The sequence below is a fragment of the Streptomyces bambusae genome (assembly GCF_019400985.1).
Lineage (GTDB): Bacteria > Actinomycetota > Actinomycetes > Streptomycetales > Streptomycetaceae > Streptomyces > Streptomyces bambusae_A.
Genome location: NZ_WTFF01000138.1, coordinates 1 through 19306 on the forward strand (window position 1 = coordinate 1; position 19306 = coordinate 19306).

At 73.0% G+C, this 19306-nt stretch carries 21 protein-coding genes and 1 pseudogene; 13 read left to right on the forward strand and 9 right to left on the reverse strand.

What is annotated here, in order from left to right; translation table 11 throughout:
* Positions 1-75: 75 nt before the first annotated feature.
* The gene (locus GPJ59_RS19700) at positions 76-759 is read left to right on the forward strand and encodes a TetR/AcrR family transcriptional regulator (RefSeq protein ID WP_219668548.1); all 684 of its coding nucleotides are present in this window, start codon (positions 76-78) and stop codon (positions 757-759) included.
* Positions 760-784: 25 nt separating this feature from the next.
* Positions 785-1069 (forward strand): hypothetical protein, encoded by a 285-nt coding sequence (locus tag GPJ59_RS19705; protein ID WP_219668528.1) that lies wholly within the window; start codon positions 785-787, stop codon positions 1067-1069.
* Between the two features lie 335 nt (positions 1070-1404).
* On the opposite strand, the gene GPJ59_RS19710 is transcribed toward GPJ59_RS19705, so the two are convergent.
* From GPJ59_RS19710 to GPJ59_RS19720, 3 genes are all read right to left on the reverse strand, one after another.
* On the reverse strand, positions 1405-2682 hold the full coding sequence (locus GPJ59_RS19710) for a sensor histidine kinase (RefSeq protein ID WP_219668529.1): 1278 nt from the start codon (positions 2680-2682) through the stop codon (positions 1405-1407).
* A complete protein-coding gene (locus GPJ59_RS19715) occupies positions 2679-3539 on the reverse strand; it encodes a hypothetical protein (RefSeq protein WP_219668530.1) in 861 nt (286 codons plus the stop codon). Before GPJ59_RS19715 ends, GPJ59_RS19710 begins: the two co-directional genes overlap by 4 nt.
* A 241-nt stretch (positions 3540-3780) precedes the next feature.
* On the reverse strand, positions 3781-4509 hold the full coding sequence (locus GPJ59_RS19720; RefSeq protein WP_219668531.1) for a hypothetical protein: 729 nt from the start codon (positions 4507-4509) through the stop codon (positions 3781-3783).
* A gap of 244 nt (positions 4510-4753) precedes the next feature.
* On the opposite strand from GPJ59_RS19720, the gene GPJ59_RS19725 reads away from it, so the two are divergent.
* Positions 4754-5545 (forward strand): nuclease-related domain-containing protein, encoded by a 792-nt coding sequence (locus tag GPJ59_RS19725; RefSeq protein ID WP_258024642.1) that lies wholly within the window; start codon positions 4754-4756, stop codon positions 5543-5545.
* 103 nt (positions 5546-5648) lie between these two features.
* Here the strand turns inward: GPJ59_RS19725 and ku are convergent, their stop codons facing one another.
* On the reverse strand, positions 5649-6785 hold the full coding sequence (ku, locus tag GPJ59_RS19730; RefSeq protein ID WP_219668533.1) for a non-homologous end joining protein Ku: 1137 nt from the start codon (positions 6783-6785) through the stop codon (positions 5649-5651).
* Positions 6786-6816: 31 nt separating this feature from the next.
* Here ku and ligD point away from each other — a divergent pair, with 31 nt between their 5' ends.
* Complete coding sequence (gene ligD, locus GPJ59_RS19735; protein ID WP_219668534.1) at positions 6817-7701, forward strand: non-homologous end-joining DNA ligase; 885 nt, start codon at positions 6817-6819, stop codon at positions 7699-7701.
* 57 nt (positions 7702-7758) lie between these two features.
* Positions 7759-8682: an ATP-dependent DNA ligase gene (locus GPJ59_RS19740; RefSeq protein WP_219668535.1), complete on the forward strand. Its 924-nt coding sequence runs from the start codon at positions 7759-7761 to the stop codon at positions 8680-8682.
* 81 nt (positions 8683-8763) lie between these two features.
* Here the strand turns inward: GPJ59_RS19740 and GPJ59_RS19745 are convergent, their stop codons facing one another.
* Positions 8764-9108: a DUF6479 family protein gene (locus GPJ59_RS19745; RefSeq protein ID WP_219668536.1), complete on the reverse strand. Its 345-nt coding sequence runs from the start codon at positions 9106-9108 to the stop codon at positions 8764-8766.
* Between the two features lie 182 nt (positions 9109-9290).
* On the opposite strand from GPJ59_RS19745, the gene GPJ59_RS19750 reads away from it, so the two are divergent.
* Complete coding sequence (locus GPJ59_RS19750) at positions 9291-9617, forward strand: plasmid stabilization protein (RefSeq protein WP_219668537.1); 327 nt, start codon at positions 9291-9293, stop codon at positions 9615-9617.
* Between the two features lie 167 nt (positions 9618-9784).
* Here GPJ59_RS19750 and GPJ59_RS19755 read toward each other — a convergent pair whose 3' ends face one another.
* Both GPJ59_RS19755 and GPJ59_RS38580 read right to left on the reverse strand, forming a co-directional pair.
* On the reverse strand, positions 9785-10768 hold the full coding sequence (locus tag GPJ59_RS19755) for an XdhC family protein (RefSeq protein ID WP_219668538.1): 984 nt from the start codon (positions 10766-10768) through the stop codon (positions 9785-9787).
* 242 nt (positions 10769-11010) lie between these two features.
* On the reverse strand, positions 11011-11295 hold the full coding sequence (locus tag GPJ59_RS38580) for a hypothetical protein (protein ID WP_219668539.1): 285 nt from the start codon (positions 11293-11295) through the stop codon (positions 11011-11013).
* Between the two features lie 193 nt (positions 11296-11488).
* Between GPJ59_RS38580 and GPJ59_RS38585 the strand changes: the two genes are divergently transcribed.
* The 4 genes from GPJ59_RS38585 to GPJ59_RS19780 all read left to right on the forward strand — a co-directional run bounded on the left by GPJ59_RS38585 (position 11489) and on the right by GPJ59_RS19780 (position 16124).
* Complete coding sequence (locus tag GPJ59_RS38585) at positions 11489-12058, forward strand: hypothetical protein (RefSeq protein ID WP_219668540.1); 570 nt, start codon at positions 11489-11491, stop codon at positions 12056-12058.
* A 190-nt stretch (positions 12059-12248) separates the two neighbouring features.
* Positions 12249-14522, forward strand: coding sequence for a hypothetical protein (locus GPJ59_RS19770; protein ID WP_219668541.1), 2274 nt, complete (start codon positions 12249-12251; stop codon positions 14520-14522).
* A gap of 604 nt (positions 14523-15126) precedes the next feature.
* Positions 15127-15534 (forward strand): GntR family transcriptional regulator, encoded by a 408-nt coding sequence (locus tag GPJ59_RS19775; RefSeq protein WP_219668542.1) that lies wholly within the window; start codon positions 15127-15129, stop codon positions 15532-15534.
* Positions 15535-15560: 26 nt separating this feature from the next.
* Positions 15561-16124, forward strand: coding sequence for an HD domain-containing protein (locus GPJ59_RS19780; RefSeq protein WP_219668543.1), 564 nt, complete (start codon positions 15561-15563; stop codon positions 16122-16124).
* On the opposite strand, the gene GPJ59_RS19785 is transcribed toward GPJ59_RS19780, so the two are convergent.
* Both GPJ59_RS19785 and GPJ59_RS19790 read right to left on the reverse strand, forming a co-directional pair.
* Positions 16117-16590: an NUDIX domain-containing protein gene (locus GPJ59_RS19785; RefSeq protein WP_219668544.1), complete on the reverse strand. Its 474-nt coding sequence runs from the start codon at positions 16588-16590 to the stop codon at positions 16117-16119. The two genes, GPJ59_RS19780 and GPJ59_RS19785, sit on opposite strands and share 8 nt — an antisense overlap.
* Before the next feature lie 2 nt (positions 16591-16592).
* Positions 16593-17333, reverse strand: coding sequence for a helix-turn-helix domain-containing protein (locus GPJ59_RS19790; protein WP_219668545.1), 741 nt, complete (start codon positions 17331-17333; stop codon positions 16593-16595).
* An 858-nt stretch (positions 17334-18191) separates the two neighbouring features.
* On the opposite strand from GPJ59_RS19790, the gene GPJ59_RS19795 reads away from it, so the two are divergent.
* The 3 genes and pseudogenes from GPJ59_RS19795 to GPJ59_RS37630 form a co-directional block, all read left to right on the forward strand.
* Positions 18192-18485 (forward strand): hypothetical protein, encoded by a 294-nt coding sequence (locus tag GPJ59_RS19795; RefSeq protein WP_219668546.1) that lies wholly within the window; start codon positions 18192-18194, stop codon positions 18483-18485.
* A complete protein-coding gene (locus tag GPJ59_RS19800; protein ID WP_219668547.1) occupies positions 18482-19138 on the forward strand; it encodes a GGDEF domain-containing protein in 657 nt (218 codons plus the stop codon). The genes GPJ59_RS19795 and GPJ59_RS19800 overlap by 4 nt, the downstream gene beginning before the upstream one ends.
* A pseudogene (locus GPJ59_RS37630) lies at positions 19135-19306 on the forward strand (DUF2637 domain-containing protein); the annotation flags it as partial. The gene GPJ59_RS19800 and the pseudogene GPJ59_RS37630, both read left to right, overlap by 4 nt.

The following is a 19306-nucleotide window of genomic DNA, read 5'->3' on the forward strand; positions in this document are numbered from 1 at the left end:
CCCGCCGCCCCCGCCGGGCCCGCGGCCTCCGCCAGGTCCGCCGCCCCCGCCGGGCCCGCGTACCGGCGGCTCAGCGTGACGGAGCGGCGCGCCCAACTCCTCGACGCCGCCCTGACGCTGTTCGCGCACCGCGCCCCCGAGGACGTCTCCCTGGACGACGTCGCCGAGGCGGCCGGCGTCTCGCGGCCGCTGGTCTACCGCTACTTCCCCGGCGGCAAGCAGCAGCTGTACGAGGCCGCCCTGGGCTCGGCGGCGGACGAGCTGGGGCACTGCTTCGCCGAGGCGCAGACCGGACCGCTGACCCTGCGCCTGGCCCGCGCGCTGGACCGCTACCTCGCGTTCGTCGACGGGCACGACACCGGCTTCAGCGCGCTGCTCCAGGGCGGCAGCGTCGTGGAGACCTCCCGGACCACCGCCATCGTGGACGGCATCCGGCGCGCGGCCGCCGAGCAGATCCTGGTCCATCTGGCCGTGCCGCGGCCCGGGCCGCGGCTGCGGATGATGGTCCGCACCTGGATCACGGCGGTGGAGGCGGCCTCGCTGATCTGGCTGGACGAGGGCAAGCAGCCGGGGGCCGAGGAGCTGCGGGACTGGCTGGTGGACCACTTCGTGGCCCTGCTGACGGCCACCGCCGCCACCGACCCGGAGACGGCGGACGCGGCGCGGGCCGCCCTCGCCCTGGAGTCGGCGCAGGGGCCGGTGGGCGTCCTCGCCCGGCGGGTGATGCCGGTGGTGTCCGAGGCCGCGCACCTGCTGTGACCGGCGGTGCTGTGACACTGGTGGGGTGAGAAGCGAGAACACCAGGTTCGAGGGCGGCCCGATGGACGGCCGGGTGCTGCCCGTCCTGCTCGGACCGACCGGCCATCCGCCCAAGTGGTACGAGATCCCGGTCCCGGACCCCGACGGCGGCCCGGCGACGGTCCTGCTCTACCGGCGCGAGCCGGCCGGCTACACCAAGCGGCTCGGCCTGCAGAAGGGCTGGAAGTACACCTACGACCCGACCGGCCAGAAGCCGAAGCTCCGCTGGCCGTGGACGAAGCCGGATCCTTCCGCGGAGGGGCAGGCGTAGGCCGGGCGCAGGACGGGCACGGCTGGCACGGGGGGCGTGGGACTGGTGCGGGCGGCCTGTCGTGGCTGTGCGGGCTGCGGCCACGGCTGAGACTTGTGGCTGTGGCTGTGGCTGTGGCTGTGGCTGTGGCTGTGGCTGTGGCTGTGGCTGCGGCCGACGGCGTACGGCGTACGGCTACGGGCGCGGCTGCGGCCTCCGGGTATGGGTGCGGGTGCGGCCCCGGGGTCCGGGTACGGGTGCCGGTGCGGGTGCGGCCCCGGGGTCCGGGTACGGGTGCCGGTGCGGGTGTGGCCTCCGCGGCCGGGTACGGCTACGGGTGCGGTCCCGCCGGGGAGCTACGGGTGCGGTGGTTGTTCCTCCGGGACCGGCAGTCGCAGGGTGGCGACCGCGCCGCCGTCCGGGGCGTTGCGGAACGTCAGCCCCGCCCCCAGCACCTCGGCCTGGCCCACCGCGATGGTGAGCCCCAGCCCGTGCCCCTTGGCGCCTGAACGCGTCTCGGTGCGGAAGCGCTGCGGGCCGTGGGCCACCAGGTACTCCGGATAGCCCTCGCCGTGGTCGCGTACGGCCACCACCGGCCCGTCGACGATCACCACGACCGGCGCCCGCCCGTGCTTGTGCGCGTTGGCGACCAGGTTCCCCACCACCCGCTCCAGCCGGCGGCGGTCCGTCTCCACGCACAGGTCCCGCACCACCACGACCTCCGCCCCGGCGCCGGAGGCCCGCACGACCCGTTCCACCAGCGGGCCCAGCGGGTGCAGGTCCGACTCGACCTGCTCGCTGCCCGAGTCCAGCCGGGAGATCTCCAGCAGGTCCTCGGTGAGCTGGCGCATCGTCCGTACCCGTTCCTGGACCAGTTCCGTCGGCCGCCCGGCCGGCAGCAGCTCGGACGCCGCCTGCAGGCCGGTCAGCGGGGTGCGCAGCTCGTGCGCCACGTCCGCCGTGAACCGCTGCTCGCTCTGCAGCTTCGCCTGGAGGGTCGCCGCCATCGTGTCCAGCGCGCCCGCGACGATGGCCACCTCGTCCTGGTGCCGCGAGGGGTCCTCGGTCCGCGGGTCCGCCACGCGCGCGTCCAGGTCGCCCGTACTGATCCGGCGCGCCACGGTGGCCGTCTGGTGCAGCCGGCGGGTGACCCGGGTGACGGCGAACGCGCCGACCAGCAGGGTCCCGCCGATGGCCAGCACGGAGGACCCGATGATCGCGTTGTCCAGGCCGCTGATGGTGCGCGCGCTCTGGCTGTAGTCGATGGCCGTGGCCAGCGCGCGGCCGTCGGCGGGGGCCGCGGCCCACATCGTGGCGCGACCGTACCGGTCGGCCACGATCGTGCCCCGCTGCCCGGAGACGGCCAGGTCGCGCAGCGACTTCGGCAGGCCGGGCGGGTCGATGCCGGTCTCCGGCGGCAGCTGCTCGCCCGCCTCGTAGGCGCGGGCGGCGTCGTGCAGCTTGGCCAGGGCCTTCTCCCGGGAGGTGTGCACGGTCTGCCGGGTGACCTCGACGTGCACCAGCGCGCCGAGCGCCGCCGCCAGCGAACAGCACATCACCACGATGAAACAGGCCGACTTCCAGGTGAGCGTGGCCGTCCAGGCCGGCAGCCAGGGCCGTGACCGCCGTCTCATCGGGGTCTCGGCGACGCGCCGGCGCCGGGACGCTGGCCCGTGCCGCTGCCGCTGCCGCTGCCGCTGCCGCTGCCGGAGCCGTTGCCGTGACCGTGGCCGGATCCCGGGCCGGTACCGGTGCCGGCCCCGTTGCCGGTGCCGTTGCCCGGGGTGCCCGGGCCCGGGTTCACCCGGACGATCTGTTCGCGGGTCGGCAGCATCGTGCGCTGCTTCTCGTCCCAGGACCAGGCGGTGATCAGCTCGTAGCCCGGGTTGCCGCTGGGCACCCGTACGATCACGTCCCGCCCGGCCAGCTCCACGCGTACGGCGCTCTCCGTGGTGGCCATGATCCGGTTGAGCCGGCCGTCCTGGTCCGCGGTGTACGCGCGGACGGCGAGCATCCGCTCCGGCAGCTCGATGCCGATGATCAGCTCGTCGGCGCCGTCGCCGGTGAGGTCCCGGTAGTACGGGGTGAGCACCGGGCACCGCGGGCCCTCCTGCACCGCCGTGTGACAGGCCTTGATGGCGTCGACGGTCTGCTTGGGCATGATGTCCGCGCCGCCGCCGGTCGCGCCGCCGGTCACCTTGGAGTGGTTCTTTACCTCGGCCTGCACCAGGGCCAGCGGGTCGACCTCGTGGACGTTCTGGTTCGTCACGGGCGGGATGCCCTTGACGTACTCGGGCGGCGCCCCGCCCGGATCGGCCGGCGGTACGGTCGCGCCCTGGCGGCCCGGCCACAGGTGCACGGGGCCGCTCGCGGTGGGCGTGGCACCGGCCGCGTCGAGCCCGCCGGTGTTCGTGCAGGCCGCGCTCATGAGGGCGAGGGGGAGCAGTACGGCTGCCGCCTGGGCCGCCGTATTTGTGCGGAAACGCTTCACTGCGCCCTGCTTCCCCCCGTTCCGGTGCCGCCGGATGATCGGATCTGTCCTGTCGTGGCAAACCTTAGACAGGGGCGGACGCATTCCGCCCCTGGGCCCGCCGGTACGGGCGGACACGGCGTGACGCGCGTAGGGACGCGCGTCGGGGCCGTACCCGGGCAACGGCTCGGGGGACGCTGCCGGTTCAGGGGGCGGCGCGGGACGTGGGCCCGGCGCGGGTTGAGGGCGTGGGTGCTCCGGATCAGGACTCGGTGCGCCCGCGGCGCAGCATCGCGAAGCCGAGTCCGGCAGCGCCGACGGCCGCCATCCCGCCGCCGGCCGCGAGCAGCAGCACGCCGTCGCCCGGGCCGTCGGCCAGGTTGGTCAGGCGCAGCGTCCCCACGGTGCCGGTGTCTGCGGCCCGGACGGTACGCCCGGAGTCGGCCCCGGAGCCTGCCCCGGAGTCCGCCCCGGAGGCCCCGGTGCCGGTCGCCTTGCCGGTCCCGGGTTCCGCGGCCGGGGCGAGGCGCCCCGTACGGTCGGCTGTCTTGCGGTGCTCGCCGCCCATGCCTGTGCCCGTGCCCGGGGCCGTGTCCGAGGCCGGGCCGGCGTCCGCGCCCGGTCGCGTTCCGTCGGCGGGTACCGCCGTCCAGGAGGAGACCCGCCCGTCGGGCTGCAGGGCCACGTGCAGGGATCCGGTGCCGCCGTACGCCGCGGCGCCGGCCCGGCCGGCCACGGTCGACACCCTGGTGCCGCCGGTGACGATGTCGGCCTCGTAGGCGCCGTGGGCGACCCGGTAGACGTTCGCCGTGGACACCCCGTCCGCCAGGGCCAGGCTCCGCACCAGCGTCCGCTTGGCGGCGGCGGCCTGCGCGGACGCGGCCGCCGGCACTCCCTCCGCCAGGGCGGCGGCAGCGGGCAGCGCCAGCAGGCTCCCGGCGCAGGCGGTCACGGCGGCGGCGCGGACGAGAGTGCGGCGGACGGCGTTCACGGGGGAGTCCTTTCGGTGCGGTGCGGTGCGGAGTTGGTGCGGTGCAGAGCCGGTGCAGTGCTGAGTGATGTGGTGCGGGCAAGGTCCCCCCAACGTAGGGCGCCGAACCCACGGCATGGTCCTCGTTGTGTAACAGCCACCCGGCAGGGTGCCTGCGGAGTCGTTACACGACCGACGGATCGGCCCTCCGGGGGATTGCCCGGGCCGCCCCGGGCTGCTCCCATGGACGGCGGGGGTGAGGGCGATGAAGGTGGTTCCGAGCGGACGGCCCGGGCGGGGGAGGCTCTACGTCACCCTGCCGGACGGGCGCAGCGTGGCCTGGTACGACCGCGAGGCGGGCCGGGTGAGCGTCCTGGCCGAGGAGCACGCGGAGGCCGCGGTCGAGGCGTTACGGCCGTACCTGACCGGCTCCTGGACGGTCGGACCGCCGCCCGTGCCGAACGCCGCCGACCTCGTACGGCTGGCCCTGCACCCCGACGACGACCTGGCGCCCAACCGGCCCGGCGAGGACCTGCTGGGCGAGCTCGACCACGGCTCCGCGGGGGCCAGGGCCCGGCACCGGATGCGGCAGGAGCTGCTGGCCCAGCAGCGGATGGGCCGCGAACTGGACGCCCTGGAGGATGCCGGCTGGCGGGTCCTGCACGCCGTCCCGCTGCCAGGAGCGGGCCGCATCGACCATCTGCTGATCGGGCCGGGCGGCGTGCTGTGCGTGCGCACGGTGGCGGGGCGGCGGCAGCGCATCCACGTCGGCGACCTGCTGGTCACGGTGGGCCGCTCCGAGCCCCGACCGGACCCCCGCTGGTCCCGCCGCGCCGCCGAACGCGCCTGCCACGCCCTGACGACCGCGGTCCGCCCGGCCCTGGCCGTGGTCGACGCGACCCGGGTGGACGTGGCCCCGACCCTGCGCGACGTCCGCGTCCTACGCCCGGGCGAAGCCGCCGCCAAGCTGGCCCGAGAGGGCGGCGTCCTGAAACCGGCGGACATAGCAACCCTCTACGCCCACGCCCGCAACCGCCGTACATGGACGACGACTTAACCACCACCTTGCGCGGAGCCCCGGCCCGGGCCCCAACCCTGCCCACCCTGCGCGGGACGCGGCCCGGGCTGGTCTGCTCAGCCTGCGCCCACCGCGGCGGCCGTCAGGCCGACGTGCGCTTGCGCGGGGTGGTCTTCCCGGCGGCGGTGCCGGATGCCGCCGCCGCCGTCGTCGACTTCTTCGCCGTGGCCTTCGTCGCCTTCGTCGCGGCCTTGGCCGTCTTCTTCGCCGGCGTGGCGGTCGCGGTCGTCGCGGTCGACTTCTTCGACGTAGTCGCCGATGACGCCGATGCTGCCGACGCCGTCTTCTTCGCAGCCGTCGTCGACTTCTTGCCGCCCACCGCCTTCGGCGCCGCCGAGGCTGCCCTCTTGCGCGGGGTCCGGGCGGTGCGCCCGGCCCGGCCGGTGATCGGCGTGACCTCGGCCTCGGCGGCTTCGCCGCCCTCGCCCGCCTCGCCGCGCGACGCCTTGGCCGCCCGTACGCTCTTCTCCAGCGCCGCCATCAGGTCGATGACCTGCGCCTGCGCCCCGGCCCCCACCTCCGCCGGCAGCTCCGGCTCGATCGCCTCACCCGACTTCGCCGCGATCATCGCCTCCACGGCCTCGCGGTAGTCGTCGTGCAGCGTGTCCATCTCCACCTGCCCCAACGTGGCCATCAGCGCGTCGGCCAGGTCGAGTTCGGCCTCCCGGATCGTCACCTTCGTCTCCGGGGCCACCCCCTCCGGTTCCCGGATCTCGTCCGGCCACAGCAGCCCGTGCATCGCGATGACGTCACCGACGACCCGCAGCATGCCCAGCCGTTCCCGCCCGCGCAGCGCGAACTTGGCGAGCGCCACCCGGTCGCTGCGCTTGAGCGCCTCCCGCAGCAGCGTGTACGGCTTGGCCGCCGACACCCCGTTCGCCGCCAGGTAGTACGCCGCGTCCATCTGCAGCGGGTCGATCTCCCCGGACGGCACGAACGACACGATCTCGATCGTCTTCGCGGTCGGCAGCGGCAGGGACGCCAGGTCCTCCTCCGTGATCGGGATGATCGCCCCGTCCGCCTCCTCGTACCCCTTCCCGATCTCCTCGGCGGGGACCTCCTCGCCGTCCAGTTCGCACACCTTGCGGTAGCGGATCCGGCCCCCGTCCGCCAGATGGACCTGCCGGAAGGAGACGGAGTGGTTCTCGGTGGCGTTGACGAGCTTGATCGGGATGCTGACCAGGCCGAAGGAAATCGCCCCGTTCCATATGGATCGCACGGTTCCTCCTGTTTCGTGGCAGTCTCATCGTATGACGCCGATCACAATGGTGGAGGGGCGTCGCATCGCGCTCAGCAACCTGGACAAGGTCATCTATCCGGAGACCGGCTTCACCAAGGGCGAGGTGCTGCACTACTACGCCACCGTCGCCCCCGCCCTCCTGCCCCATGTCGCCGACCGGCCGGTGTCCTTCCTGCGCTACCCCGACGGGCCCGACGGCCAGCTCTTCTTCACCAAGAACCCGCCGCCCGGCACACCCGACTGGGTGAGGACCGCCGCCGTGCCCCGCTCCGAGGACCCCGGCGCCCGCCAGGTGGTCATCGCGGACATGCCCACGCTGATGTGGGCGGCCAATCTGGTGGTCGAGTTCCACACCCACCAGTGGACGGCCGGCCACCCGGCCGTCGCGAACCGTCTCGTCCTCGACCTCGACCCCGGCCCGCCCGCCACCGTGGTCGAGTGCTGCGCGGCCGCGCTGTGGCTGCGCGACCGCCTGGCCGCCGACGGGCTCACCGCGTACGCCAAGACCTCCGGCTCCAAGGGCCTGCACCTGGCGGTCCCGCTGGAGCCCACCCCCTCCGCGACCGCCTCCGCGTACGCCAAACGGCTCGCGCAGGAAGCGGAACGCGATCACCCGGACCTGGTCGTGCACCGCATGGCCAAGGCCCTGCGCCCCGGCAAGGTGTTCGTCGACCACAGCCAGAACGCGGCCGCCAAGACCACCGCCGCCCCCTACACCCTGCGGGCCCGCGCCCGGCCCACCGTCTCCGCGCCCGTCTCCTGGGCCGAGGTCGAGGCGTGCCGGTCGCCCGCCGCGCTCGACTTCCTCGCCGACGACGTCGTCGCCCGGCTGGCGCGGGACGGCGACCTGTTCGCCCCACTGACCGACCCCGAACGGGCGGGGGCGCTGCCGTGACCAGGGCCCCCGCCGATCCACGGCGGCAGCCGTGACCCCCTCGACCAGGCGGCAGCCATGATCCGGGTCGCGCTCGCCGCCGCCGTACGCAGCCTGCCGCGCGGGCCGGGTCTGGCGTACGAGCCGAAGTTCGACGGGCACCGGCTGGTCGTCCTGCGGACGGCGGCCGGTGTGGTCCTCCAGGCCCGCTCCGGGCGCATCGTCACCAGCGCCTTCCCCGACCTGGCCGCCGCAGCCGGCCGGCTGCCGCCCGGGACCACGCTGGACGGCGAGGTCGTGGTCTGGCACGCCGGTCGTACGGACTTCGCGTTGGTCCAGCGGCGGGCCGCCGCCACCCCGGCGCGGGCGGCCACCCTGGCCACCTCGCTGCCGGCCTCGTACGCGGCCTTCGACGTCCTCGAACTCGCCGGCCTCGACGTGAGGGCCCGCCCGTACGAACGCCGCCGCGCCCTCCTGGTCGACCTGCTGCTGCCGCTCGGCCCGCCGCTCCAGCCGGTGCCGATGACCACCGACCCGGAACTGGCCGAGACCTGGTTCGAGACCCTGCCGGCCAGCGGCATCGAGGGCCTCGTGATCAAGCGCCTCGACCAGCCGTACCCCGCCGGCCGCCGCGCCTGGCGCAAGCTCCGGCACACGGACGTACGGGACGCGGCGGTGATCGGCTACACCGGCACGGCCCGCCGCCCCCAGGCCCTGGTCCTGATCCTCCCGGGCGCCGAGGAGGACCCCCCGGCGGTCTCCAGCCCCCTGTCACCCCAGCTCAGAGCCGAAACGGCCAGGGCGCTCGCGGCCCGGCGCGAAGAAGGGGCCGCTACGGAGGTCGCGGAGGTCGCGGAGCCCGCGGAGGTCGCCACCGCCACGGCCATCGGCCTGGGCGAGGTCACGTACACCCCGCTGGAGCCCCCACTCCCGGCCGAGGTCCGCGCCACCGCGACCCGCCACCCACCCCCGGAGGTCCTACGCCTGCGCACGGACCCATAGCCGGGCAACCCGAAGGGCCGGGCGGCCGGCGTTGCGCCGAGCCGCCCAGCCCGGTCCGGTCCAGTCCGATCCGTCCGGCCGCTACGAGCTGGGCCCGCCGCTGCCGAAGCCTCCGCTCTGTCCCTGCTCACGCTCCTTCCGGCGCCGGACCTCTTCCTGGTCGTGCGCCCTGGTGGAGCCGAAGTTTCCGTACCCCTGCATGTCGTGGGGCCGCAGGCCGGGCTCGGGGATCTCGACCGGCTCGCGTTCCTCACGCACCTCGTGCACCGCCCCGCCGTTCGGCAGGTGCGGCTGACTCTCGGCGGTGGGAGGTTCGGGCTCCTTGTCCCGGACCCGCCTGCCGAGCCAGAACATGCCGATCAGGAACCCGGCCACGGCAATACCCACGACCAGGAACCATGCGATGTCGGTCAGGATCGCGTCCATGCACGTCGTGTACCCGGTCCGATACACCCCATGCACACACCAAGGCGATGAATCACCCTAAAAGACGCAAATAATCCAATCGGTCGGCACTGGGATGAAGCCCCCCGGCCGGGGGTAGGCGCCCGCCCGTGCAACGCAGCGCCACGCACGGGCACCCGTCCACACCCGAAAGGAGCGGCCTCATGCCTCGTGGATCCTCACCCAAGCGAGAACGCCAGTACGAGCACATCAAGGAGAGCGCCGAGCAGCGCGGCGAGTCCGAGAAGCGGGCCAAGGAGATCGCCGCCCGGACCGTGAACAAGGAACGGGCCCGGGCCGGCGAGTCCAAGACCGCCAGCAAGCAGTCCCTCCAGGACATGTCCTCCGGCGAGCGCGGCGGCCGCCGCTCGCACCAGGGCGCGCAGGGCCCGACGTACGACCAGCTCTACGCCGAGGCCCAGCGCCGCAACATCCACGGCCGCTCGGACATGAACAAGGCCGAGCTGAAGAAGGCCCTGGGCGGCAACTGACAACACGCCGCCGCCCGGACCGCCCCGGGCCGCCGGCCCGGGGCGGCCGGGGCGGGTCGGATGGTTAGACCAACGGGTCGGACGGTCGGATCAACGAGAGTCGGACGGTCGGATCAAGAGGTCTTCGGACCTACTCGTCCAGGACGATGGGCCCCGGACCCGACCGGTCAGCCGTTGAGCGGCCCGTCGGAGTCCCGCAGTCCCTTCACCTCCCGGCCCCCCAGCACGCCCAGGATCTCGGCGCAGATGGCCAGCGCCGTCTCCGCGGGCGTACGGGCGCCCAGGTCGAGGCCGATCGGCCCGTGCACGGTGGCCAGCCCGCCCTCCGTGACCCCCGCGGCGAGCAGCCCCTCGCGGCGGCGGGCCTGGGTCCGGCGTGAGCCGAGGGCGCCGACGTACGGGATGCCGGCGGCCAGCGCCGCCTTCAGCACCGGTACGTCGAAGTCCGGATCGTGCGTGAGCACCACCAGACAAGCCGCGTCGCCGTGCGCGGCCAGCACCTCCTCCGCCTCGGCCGCCGACTCGGCGGTCACGGCCTCCCACTCCAGCAGGCGGGCCTGGCGGCCGATGATCTCGGCGAGCTCACCGCCTCCGCACACCACGACGTACGGGGCCGACGGGTACGCCTCGACGAGCACCAGCCCGGACTCCCCGTACAGCGCGTCCCGCCCGGCCCGGCGCGTGGCCAGCAGCTCGGCCGCCCGCCGCCCGGCGTCGTCGGCCGGCGCGTCCAGCGCCCGTACGACAGCGCTCTCGGCGTGCTCCGCGGCCTCGTCGAGCCGCGTCACCAGTGCCACCCCGGCACCCTGCTCCAACAGCTCCCACCACTGCGCCGGTACGGCCGACAGCGGCTGGAGCAGCACCTCGGCCCGGCCCCCGCAGACCAGCCGCGCCGCGGCGGCCTCGTCCCCGCCGACGGACACCTCGCACACCCGGGCGGTGGCCCCGGCGGGCACCGCGGCCGCCTCGGCCACCAACTCCTGGTCGAAGACCCCCCGGTACAGGCTCCCGGCACACGCCCCGCGAGGATCCACCAGCACCGCCCCGGCAGGCTCCCGCGGCCCGAACCCCTGCTCGGTGACGGGCCGCGCGAGGAACCCCGCCCGGCCCTCCGAGATCCACTGCCGCGCTGTCTGAGCCAACTCCCGCATCCGCGCCGCCCTTCGTCATCGCCAGGGGCCCCGACACCGCCCAAGGCGTCCTGCGAAAAACCCTAGGCACCCCCACCCACCCCACCAACCCCCAGATCCACCGATCCCCACCCGACCCCCTCGTACAGACCACTGACACCCGGGACTCCCCGAGACGGCGCGCGAGCTGGAACGGCGGACGGGTGGGACGGGTGGGACGGGTGGCGCTGCACTCTCGGGGGCGCTGTGGCCCGCACGACGGGCTAAGCGCCGTGGTAGAGGCGGTCGATGTCGATGAGCTGGACGGCGGGGTCCTTGCGGGCGAGGCGGCGCAGATCGTCGGTGAAGCCCGCGCCGCTGAAGCACTGCAGCCGGGTGCGGTCGGTCGAGGTGCCGCCTTTGGCAAGGAGGTCGCGGACGTGCCGGAGGCGTTCCAGGTGACCGGTCCCCATGACGTCGTTCCATTCGGCTTCGCCGACGGCGGTGGCACGCCCTGGCCGCTCCAGGTCCCCCCAGACCGGGCGCATGACCGCGTGGTAGAAGGTCACGAGCGGTTCGGCGATGCGGTTCGGCGATGCGGTACGCGGAGCGGTTGCGGCGGAACGCGTCGGTCTCGTGCGTGATCATGCCGACGTCCTGGAGAACGCTGAGCGGGTGGGCCAAGTCGGTGGATTTGCGGCCGAGGTAGTCGGCGATGCCACCGCGTGAGGCGTTTCCGGCGGCGATCGCTGCGAGTACCGAGTGATAGAGGGCGACGTCGTGGAGTTCGGGTTCCTCCGCCAGGAGGTAGCGGGCTTCGCGGAAGAGGGGGCGGGCGGGGTTGAGGACGGCGCGGGCGACCCAGTCGTCGAAGTCGTCCGGTCCTTGCGGGGTGTCGCCCTGGGTGAATTCGCGGCGGTAAGCGGGGGTGCCTCCCACGATGGCATTGGTCATCAGGGCGGTGCGCGGGTCGGAGATCTCCCAGAACTCGGCGGCGAGCCGGAAGTCCAGGGTGGGGACGACGAGTTCGAGCCCGGCGCGACCGCGCAGCGGGGCGTTGCCGGCCAGCAGCTTTCCCATGAAGGACAGGGCGGAGCCGCACAGCAGCAGGCGTACCGGGGTGTTGGTGTGCTGGGCGGCCGGGTCGAGGGCGCGCTGGATGATCGACGGGAGGGCGGGGGAGGACTTGGCGAGGAAGGGGAACTCGTCGATCACTGCGACGGTGGGGCCGCTGTCGGCGATGCGCAGGAGTTCGGTGACGGCCTCGTCCCAGTGCGCGAAGCGGAACGGCGTGGGCTGGCCGCGGTAGCGGGCCAGTGCCTCCTTGGATAGATGCATCTATTACAGGTCCGTCTATCCATTTGCAGCTTTGGCGAGCCACCCGCCCCCCGATCGTGTGACTGAGGCCGACGGCGCTGAAGGCCCGTCTCTCCAACCGGACAGCCTGTTTCGCTCCGTTCGCCCTCACGGAAATCTCACTGACGGGGCCCGGGCGGCAAGGCCGCCCCGCTACGCTGCCGGAGTGAACATCGCCACGCCGCTGCTCCTCGATCTGGACTCGTTTCTCGCCCGGGCCGAAGAACGCGGCGCGCCGTTGGAAACAAGGGCGGCCGAGGCCGTCCTCGGCCTGCTCGCGCTGTGCGAGGCACGCCGGCGGACCGGCTTGCCCGAGCCCACCGAGGAGCTGGCAGCGGAACTGCTGCACACTCTCCTCCCGCTCTACGTGAGCGCCACCGAGGACGAGCTCCCGGACTACGTGGCGGCGCTGGTCGCGCTGGCCGACCACACCCACGAGGCGGGCCGGCTCAATGCCAAGCGGCACGCGAAGCTCGTGGCCCGGGTGCACGAGCTGGCCGGGGGCTTCCGCCAGGCGATGACCAGCCCGCGCCGTACGACCTGGCCGCGGCTGTACGGAAATCTGCTGCGAGCCGACGGCGTGGACACCACCGATCCCCGAGCGGTGCGCGGTTGGCTGGATGTCTTCGCCGCGCGCCCGCACGCGGAGCGGCGCGCCGCGTTCGCCTTCGCCGCGTCCTCCGCGGAGGAACCGCTCGGCGAAGCGGCCTATGCAGAGGCGCTGTGCGCGGAGCGCTCCGGGCAGGCCCGGCTGCTGCTCGCCGGACGGCTGGAGGCCGCGGCGGTGGCCGAGCGGGTGCGGCCCCGACCCGGCGAAGGCCCGTTGGTCGCCGATGCCCCGGCCGGCCTGTCCGACGACGAGCTGGACGACTGGTACGACGAGCAAGCGGCCGTGCTCGCGGACCGCTGGACGGCAGCCGGGCTCGACGCGCTGCTGCACGGACCCTTCGCGCACCTGGCGCCGGGCGGCGGCGCGGCTCCCCTGCCCCTCCTCACCCTCACCGAGGCCATGGCCGGGACACGCCTGGAGATGGTCGGTGACGAGTTCGCGCCGCTGCCTCCGGCACCGTTGCCCGCCTCCCCGGAAGATCAGGCCGCACTGCTGCGTGCCACCCCGCTGCCCCAGCTCCTGGAGCGAGCCGCCGCCGACCCGGAGGGCGCGGACGACCGGACACGTGAACTGGCGCTGGCGACCGGGTTCCTGGTGCGCGGGCAGGACGGCGTACTCGGCGCGGGACCGTCTGCCGAAGCCTGGCGTGACGGCGGTCCCGCGGAGCTGACCGGCCTGGCGCTGAACATGCTGGGCGCCCTGCTGGCGCAGCTGGCCGAGGACGAGAAGACCGCGGAGGAGTACGAGGGCGAGCACATGCTCACGCTCTACCTCCTGTGCGAGCAAGCCGGAACGGCGCAGTCAGTGGCCCGCCTGGCCGCCCTCAGCGACATGTGGCTCGTCCCGCCCAAGCACGAGAGTGCCCCTGTGGCGTCGGGCGGCCCGGCCACCGGGGACTACGAACTGCCCGACCTCCAGACCCTGTCCGCGATCCTCGGCATTCCCACGCTCACCGCTGCCGACCGCGAGGGCCTGCAACCGGCCGCCACCCGGCTGGTACACCTGATGGACGGCCTGGCCGCCCTGGGTGCCACCGAACGCACCGGAGACGCCCTCAGCCTCACCCCCCTCGGCACCGCCCTGCTGCGCGAGGCCCTCCTCCCGGGCATCGGAGGCGCGGCCGCCGATGTCTTCCCCACCCGGGAGCAGATGCGCGGCTGGGACGCGGAACGTATGGTGGCGGCGGCCCGGTACTGGCCGAAGCCGGTCGCCCGGCAGACCCTCGGCGACTGGCTGGCCGCGCACGGGACCGACGGATGGACCCCTCTGTTCGAGGCACTCGCCGCCCCCTGCCCCGGGCCGGAGCCGGCCAGGAGGCGAGCCCTGCTCACCGCGCTCGACGGCACCGCCGTACCTGATGAGACCCTGCACCGGCTGCTGGCCGACCCCGTGCTGGGCGCCTGGGCCGAACAGCTCCTGTCCGCACGAGGGCAGGCACCGGCCACCCCCGCCGTGCCGCTGTCGGCCCGCGCGGTGCGTCTGGTCGACGAGCTCGAAGCCGTGCGGCTGGCGGCATCCCTCGACCACCGCATGACCGCGAACGAGAACGAGCCGGAGCCCGGCCTCTTCGACGGGCTGCGTGCCGCCTTCGACAAGGCCGCGGCGGACTGGCCCGGCGGCGGCCCGGCCCTGCTCATGGCCCTCACCGCGGCGGACCCGCACATCACCGCCTTCCTCGCGCAGCCGCTCTCACACCACCCCGACCGCGCCACCGCCGAACAGGCCCGCCGAGCCTGGCGGACCTTCCTGACCGGCGGCGAGGCCCGGGCCGGCTCCCGGCGTACGAAGCGGCCCGCCCGTCGCGTCGGCGGAAAGCGCAAACGACGCTGACCGCAGCGCGGGCCGGAACACGGTGCTCGGGAGAGCGGGCCGCTGAACAAGCCTTTTCCCAGCCGACGATCACCAGTCCTCGGGGAGTACGTTCAGCTCGCGCTCCCCGGCCTGCCCCGCCCGCCCCGAACCGTCCGCGCTCGCGCGATGCCGGCCCCCTCATCGAGATGCCTGCTCGCGGGCTGCCACGGAAGAGTTCTCCCCATCACCCACGGCTACTCGCGGAACAAAAAAATCGGGCGCCCGCACCGAAGTGCTGACACCCGATCTTGGCACCCGGGTCGGACAGTCCCGGCAAAGCCGTCATGTCCGCGCCCTTGTTCTGGGTGCCCCCGGCAGGATTCGAACCTGCGCACACGGCTCCGGAGGGCATGATCAGGTATCAGCGGAGACCGGTCCTGACCTGCATGTACAGCCTCGCAAGATCACGTTCGTGTGAAACCCACACGCCAGTCACACGCGAGGGTGCGCCACGCACCGCTCAGAAGCTGGCGCGACGGCTTCGGGGACGCGCCCACCGTGCGAAGCTGGGATGGTTGCCCACGGTCGCCGGGGCCCGGGAAAGGGAGGCTGCGTGCCGCAGGCCAGTCCGCGAGGAACCTACTTGCTCATCTCGGAGTCGCTGCGAGCGCGGATCGCAGAGGGTCGCTACGCGGACGGCCTTCCGTCCGAGGCCGAGATCGGGCGCGAGTTCGGGGTGGCTCGTACGACCGTACGGCGAGCCTTGCGCGCCTTGGAGGAGTCCGGGGATGTCGCCACGGTCGCCGGGGTCGGCCGGCAGGTCCCCGGGGGTGCCCAGCGGGCACCGTACGAGCGGATCATGGCGGACCTGCTGAAGCAGATTCGGGAGGGCGCCCTTCCCGTCGGCGCCCGCCTGCCCAGCGAGGCGGTCATGGCCGAGACCTACGGGGTCGCCCGCGGCACGGTGCGTCGCGCTGTCCGGGAACTGGAGACGTCCGGGCACGTCCGGGCTCAACATGGGGTAGGAAGATTCGTCAGCAGCGCCACCTGAATCCCAACGACGTCGGAGGCAAGTACATGCAGCTGGCCAAGTGGGCCCATGACCTCGCGGAGTCGCTGCTCGCCGAGAGCCTGCCGAGCCGGTGGGCCCACTCGAAGCGCGTCTATTCGCAGGCCCTGACCCTGGCCCCGGCCCTTGGAAGCGACGCCGAGCTGTTGGCGGCGGCAGCCATCGCGCACGATGTCGGCTACGCCCGGGTCGCCGTCGACACCGGGCAGCACATGATTGACGGGGCCCGGTACCTGCGCGATGTGGTCGGAGCCGATCCACGGCTGTGCAGTCTCGTGGCGTTCCACACATCGTCGCCATGGGAGGCATCCGAGCTGGGGCTGAATGATGCCCTCGCGGAGTTCGGCCCCGCAGAGCCCGATCTGGTGGATGCCATCACCTTCTGCGACCTCACGAGCAGCCCCACCGGCGCCCTGGTCGACCCCGGCGAGCGGCTGGTGGAAGTGCTGGACCGATATGGCCACGAGCACGTCGTCTATCGAGCCGTCTCCGCGGCCCGGCCCGAGTTGCTGGCAAGGGTTGCTCGGGTGAGGCAGCGTCGCGCCGAGGCGGAGCGCCTGGCGCTCAGCTGATCCGGGGGACCGGGGACTCCCGGAAGCCCTCTTCGAGGCGCCGGCGCGTGGTCGGCGACATGTCGAGGTAGTCGACCTCGGATCGGGGGACCCAACGGACCTCAAGGGATTCGGAGCTCACCTCGATCTTGCCGCCGACCGGCCGTGCGCGGAAGCAGAGCGAGAACTCCTGGCGAACCTCGCCGTCCGCGAACGCGATGACGTGCCCGGGGTCGGTAAAAATGCCCACCAGGCCGATGACCTCAACGGTGATGCCGGTCTCCTCGCGAACCTCTCGGACCACCGTTCCGGCGATGTTCTCGCCAATCTCCTGGACGCCGCCCGGCATTCCCCAGCGTCCGTTGTCCGACCTGCGTTCCATCAGGACAGCGCCCGCGTCATTGACGACGAAGGCCGTGACGGCGGGCACGATGCTGTTGGCCTTGGGGGCGGAAGGGTCGTTGAAGTAGTCGGTGCGGCGGCTCATGGTCACCTTTCGAGCGGGACAGCTTCGGTCCACACTTTCTCGAAGCTCTGCTGATATGTCGAGACCAGCTCGGCGCCAGCCACCCGGCGCAGGTGGAGAACTGGGGTCAGGGGCGCGCTTACCCCATACACCTGCGTATTCACCAGCCACTCGTCATCCGAGCGATACAGCGAGTTGTGCAGGGTCGACCTGTGTTGGCGGAACTCGATGCCCGGAACCGAGTAGAGCGGGCGGTAGAGCTTCATGACCTCGCGGACCTTGTAGGCCACGCCCTCTCCGATTTCCTCTTCCATGCCGCGGCGCTGGATCTCCGGGCTTTCCGGGTCGCCGAGCAGGATGCGGGCCCGAATTCCCTGAGCGGCCTTCAGCTTGAGGAGCTGCGTCCATCGAGGGTTTTCGGCGAGGAAGACGCCCGCGTGCACCAGTACGCCGATTTCTCGTTCGGCTCTGCCGAACATCTGGAGCCACAGCTCGGCCGGCACGTAGGACCGGTGCGGGTACACCTTCAGGACCTCGGCGTCGGCCGCGTCCTTGCGCTGCGTGTCGGGCAAGCCGTCCGGCCACAGGTACGACTCGTCCTCGTGCAGCATCGCCGCGATCGTCAGGCGATGGCGGCGGTACGGCGCCCGACCCTTGGTGATCCAGCGTTCCACGGTCTTGGGGTCCACCCCGACGTGCTCTGCCAGGGCTTCAACGGTGATGCCCTGCGTCAACATCGCGGATCGCAAGCGCTCGTTAGCCATCCCACCCCCAGGGACGTCCAGGGACGTACTCGACCCCCGGAACGCTACCGAGGACGTCCCAAGTCGTCCAGGGACGCGGTGACTTCGTCCCGTCCCCTGACGGCACTCTGAAGGCACATCGAGCGGAACCCCGGTTGAGCGAAGAGCTTGACAAGCGCAATCAGGGTCGCCAATGTGAGATACACGTTCAAGCGTGTATCGCATACAGCGCGAGGCGGCGACTTCCTGGCCGCTGACCTGCATCGATGCCTGTAGCGAGCCGTGCCCGGAGGGCCCTCGAAAGGGGTCTGAAGGAAGCACTTGATCCTTCAGAACTGAACAGCGTGCCAAGTGTGACGAGACGGGGCGTGAGCCCCGTCCCCATGGCGACGGGTTGTCGCCGGCGGCCACTTCTTTTGCGTGCTGGCTCTGGAGAACGTCCCCTCGGGGGCGCCACCCGGTACGTGCCGCCCTGCTGGCGTCAGAGCAGTGACCATGACGCGCCCGATTCTCAGGCTCGGGACCGGAGTGCCGTGGCAACGGTGTGCCGGTGAAGCCTCGCCCCTCCGACCTGGAGGCCGCTGTGTTCCTCCGACATCTGCGGGCGCCGGCCGTACAGGACCCGTACGGCCGGCCGCGCCCTTCGCGTCACCGTACAGCCGTTGCGCGAGGCGGTTCGGGCCTCGGCCCGATATCGCTCGCGCAGCCCTCGCACCCTTCCGCAGCGCTCGCCGTGCTGCGGCCGGTTGCCTCCTCCGCCCGTCACGTACGGGCGGGGTGTGGGGAGCCGCGCAGTTCGGTTCCACCTTCTGGGGCTGGTCGCCTCTCGCCAAAGGACCGCGACCGCCCCGGTGTCCCTTCGACTTCAGGAGAGCAGTGATGCGTACGTACATCGGCGGCCAGGAGGCCGTCAGCGTCAACGAGTTCATCGAACTGGCCCTGGGTACCCCGCTGGAGCTGTGGCTCGGGGTGGAGGGTGAGAGCGAGGAAGAGCGCGCGGCCCGTCTGGACGCGGCCCGTGACATCCTCGCCGACAACCCCGACTTGCCCGACGACGTGAGCCGGATCGCCGCCCGGGTGATCGAGGCCCGCGCCCCGGAGCTGTTCAACGTCGTCCCCCTGATGCAGCGGCCCGCCAGCCGCCGCACGGCCCGCAAGGGGGCGGCGGCATGAGCCACACCCTGACCGCCTTGTCCGCCGCGCTGCCCGTCGCGGCCGGTTGGTCCCTGCACAGCCTCCGCTTGCGGCGCCGGATCGAGGCCGCCCGCCGCGACCCCCTGACCGGTCTGCTGACCCGGGATGCGTTCGCCGACCGGGCCACGCAGATGCTGACCCGGGGGCGGAGCGCTGTCTACGTCATCGACCTCAACCGGTTCAAAGAGATCAACGACACGCACGGCCACGCCGCCGGGGACGCCGTACTCCGCGCCACCGGGCAGCGGCTGAGCTACTGGGCCGCCGACAACGCGGGCATCGTCGTCCGCCTCGGCGGGGACGAGTTCGCCGCCGTGGCCCCTGTGTTCAGTCGCGAGGACCTGCTCTGGACTCTGACCGAGCTGACCCAGGTCCTCGAAGAGGGCGTTCACGCCGACGGCCACGTGTTCACGGTGGGCGCTTCCGTCGGCGCGGTCGCCTACGACCCGGCTACGGACACCGCCGACGTCTCGGCGCTGCTAAGGCTGGCGGACGAGCAGATGTACCGGGCCAAGCGCGGCGGCGCGCCGTGGATGAACGCCCTGACCCTCACCCCGGAACACGCCACGGTCAACGGCCGCCGCGCCGGCCGCCGCGGAACGGCGGACACCGGGACGGAGACGGCCGCATGAACGACGCTCAGGTGCGTTCATGCGAGCGTGCTCTGTCGGTAGGCACGTGGCTGATCGTGGGCGGGGCGATGCTGTTCTCCGTCTTGACCGTGACGCCGCTGATGGCGGCGCACACCCCGGATGCCTGGGACTGGACGGCGCCGATCCTGCCCGTGGAGGTCGATGCTG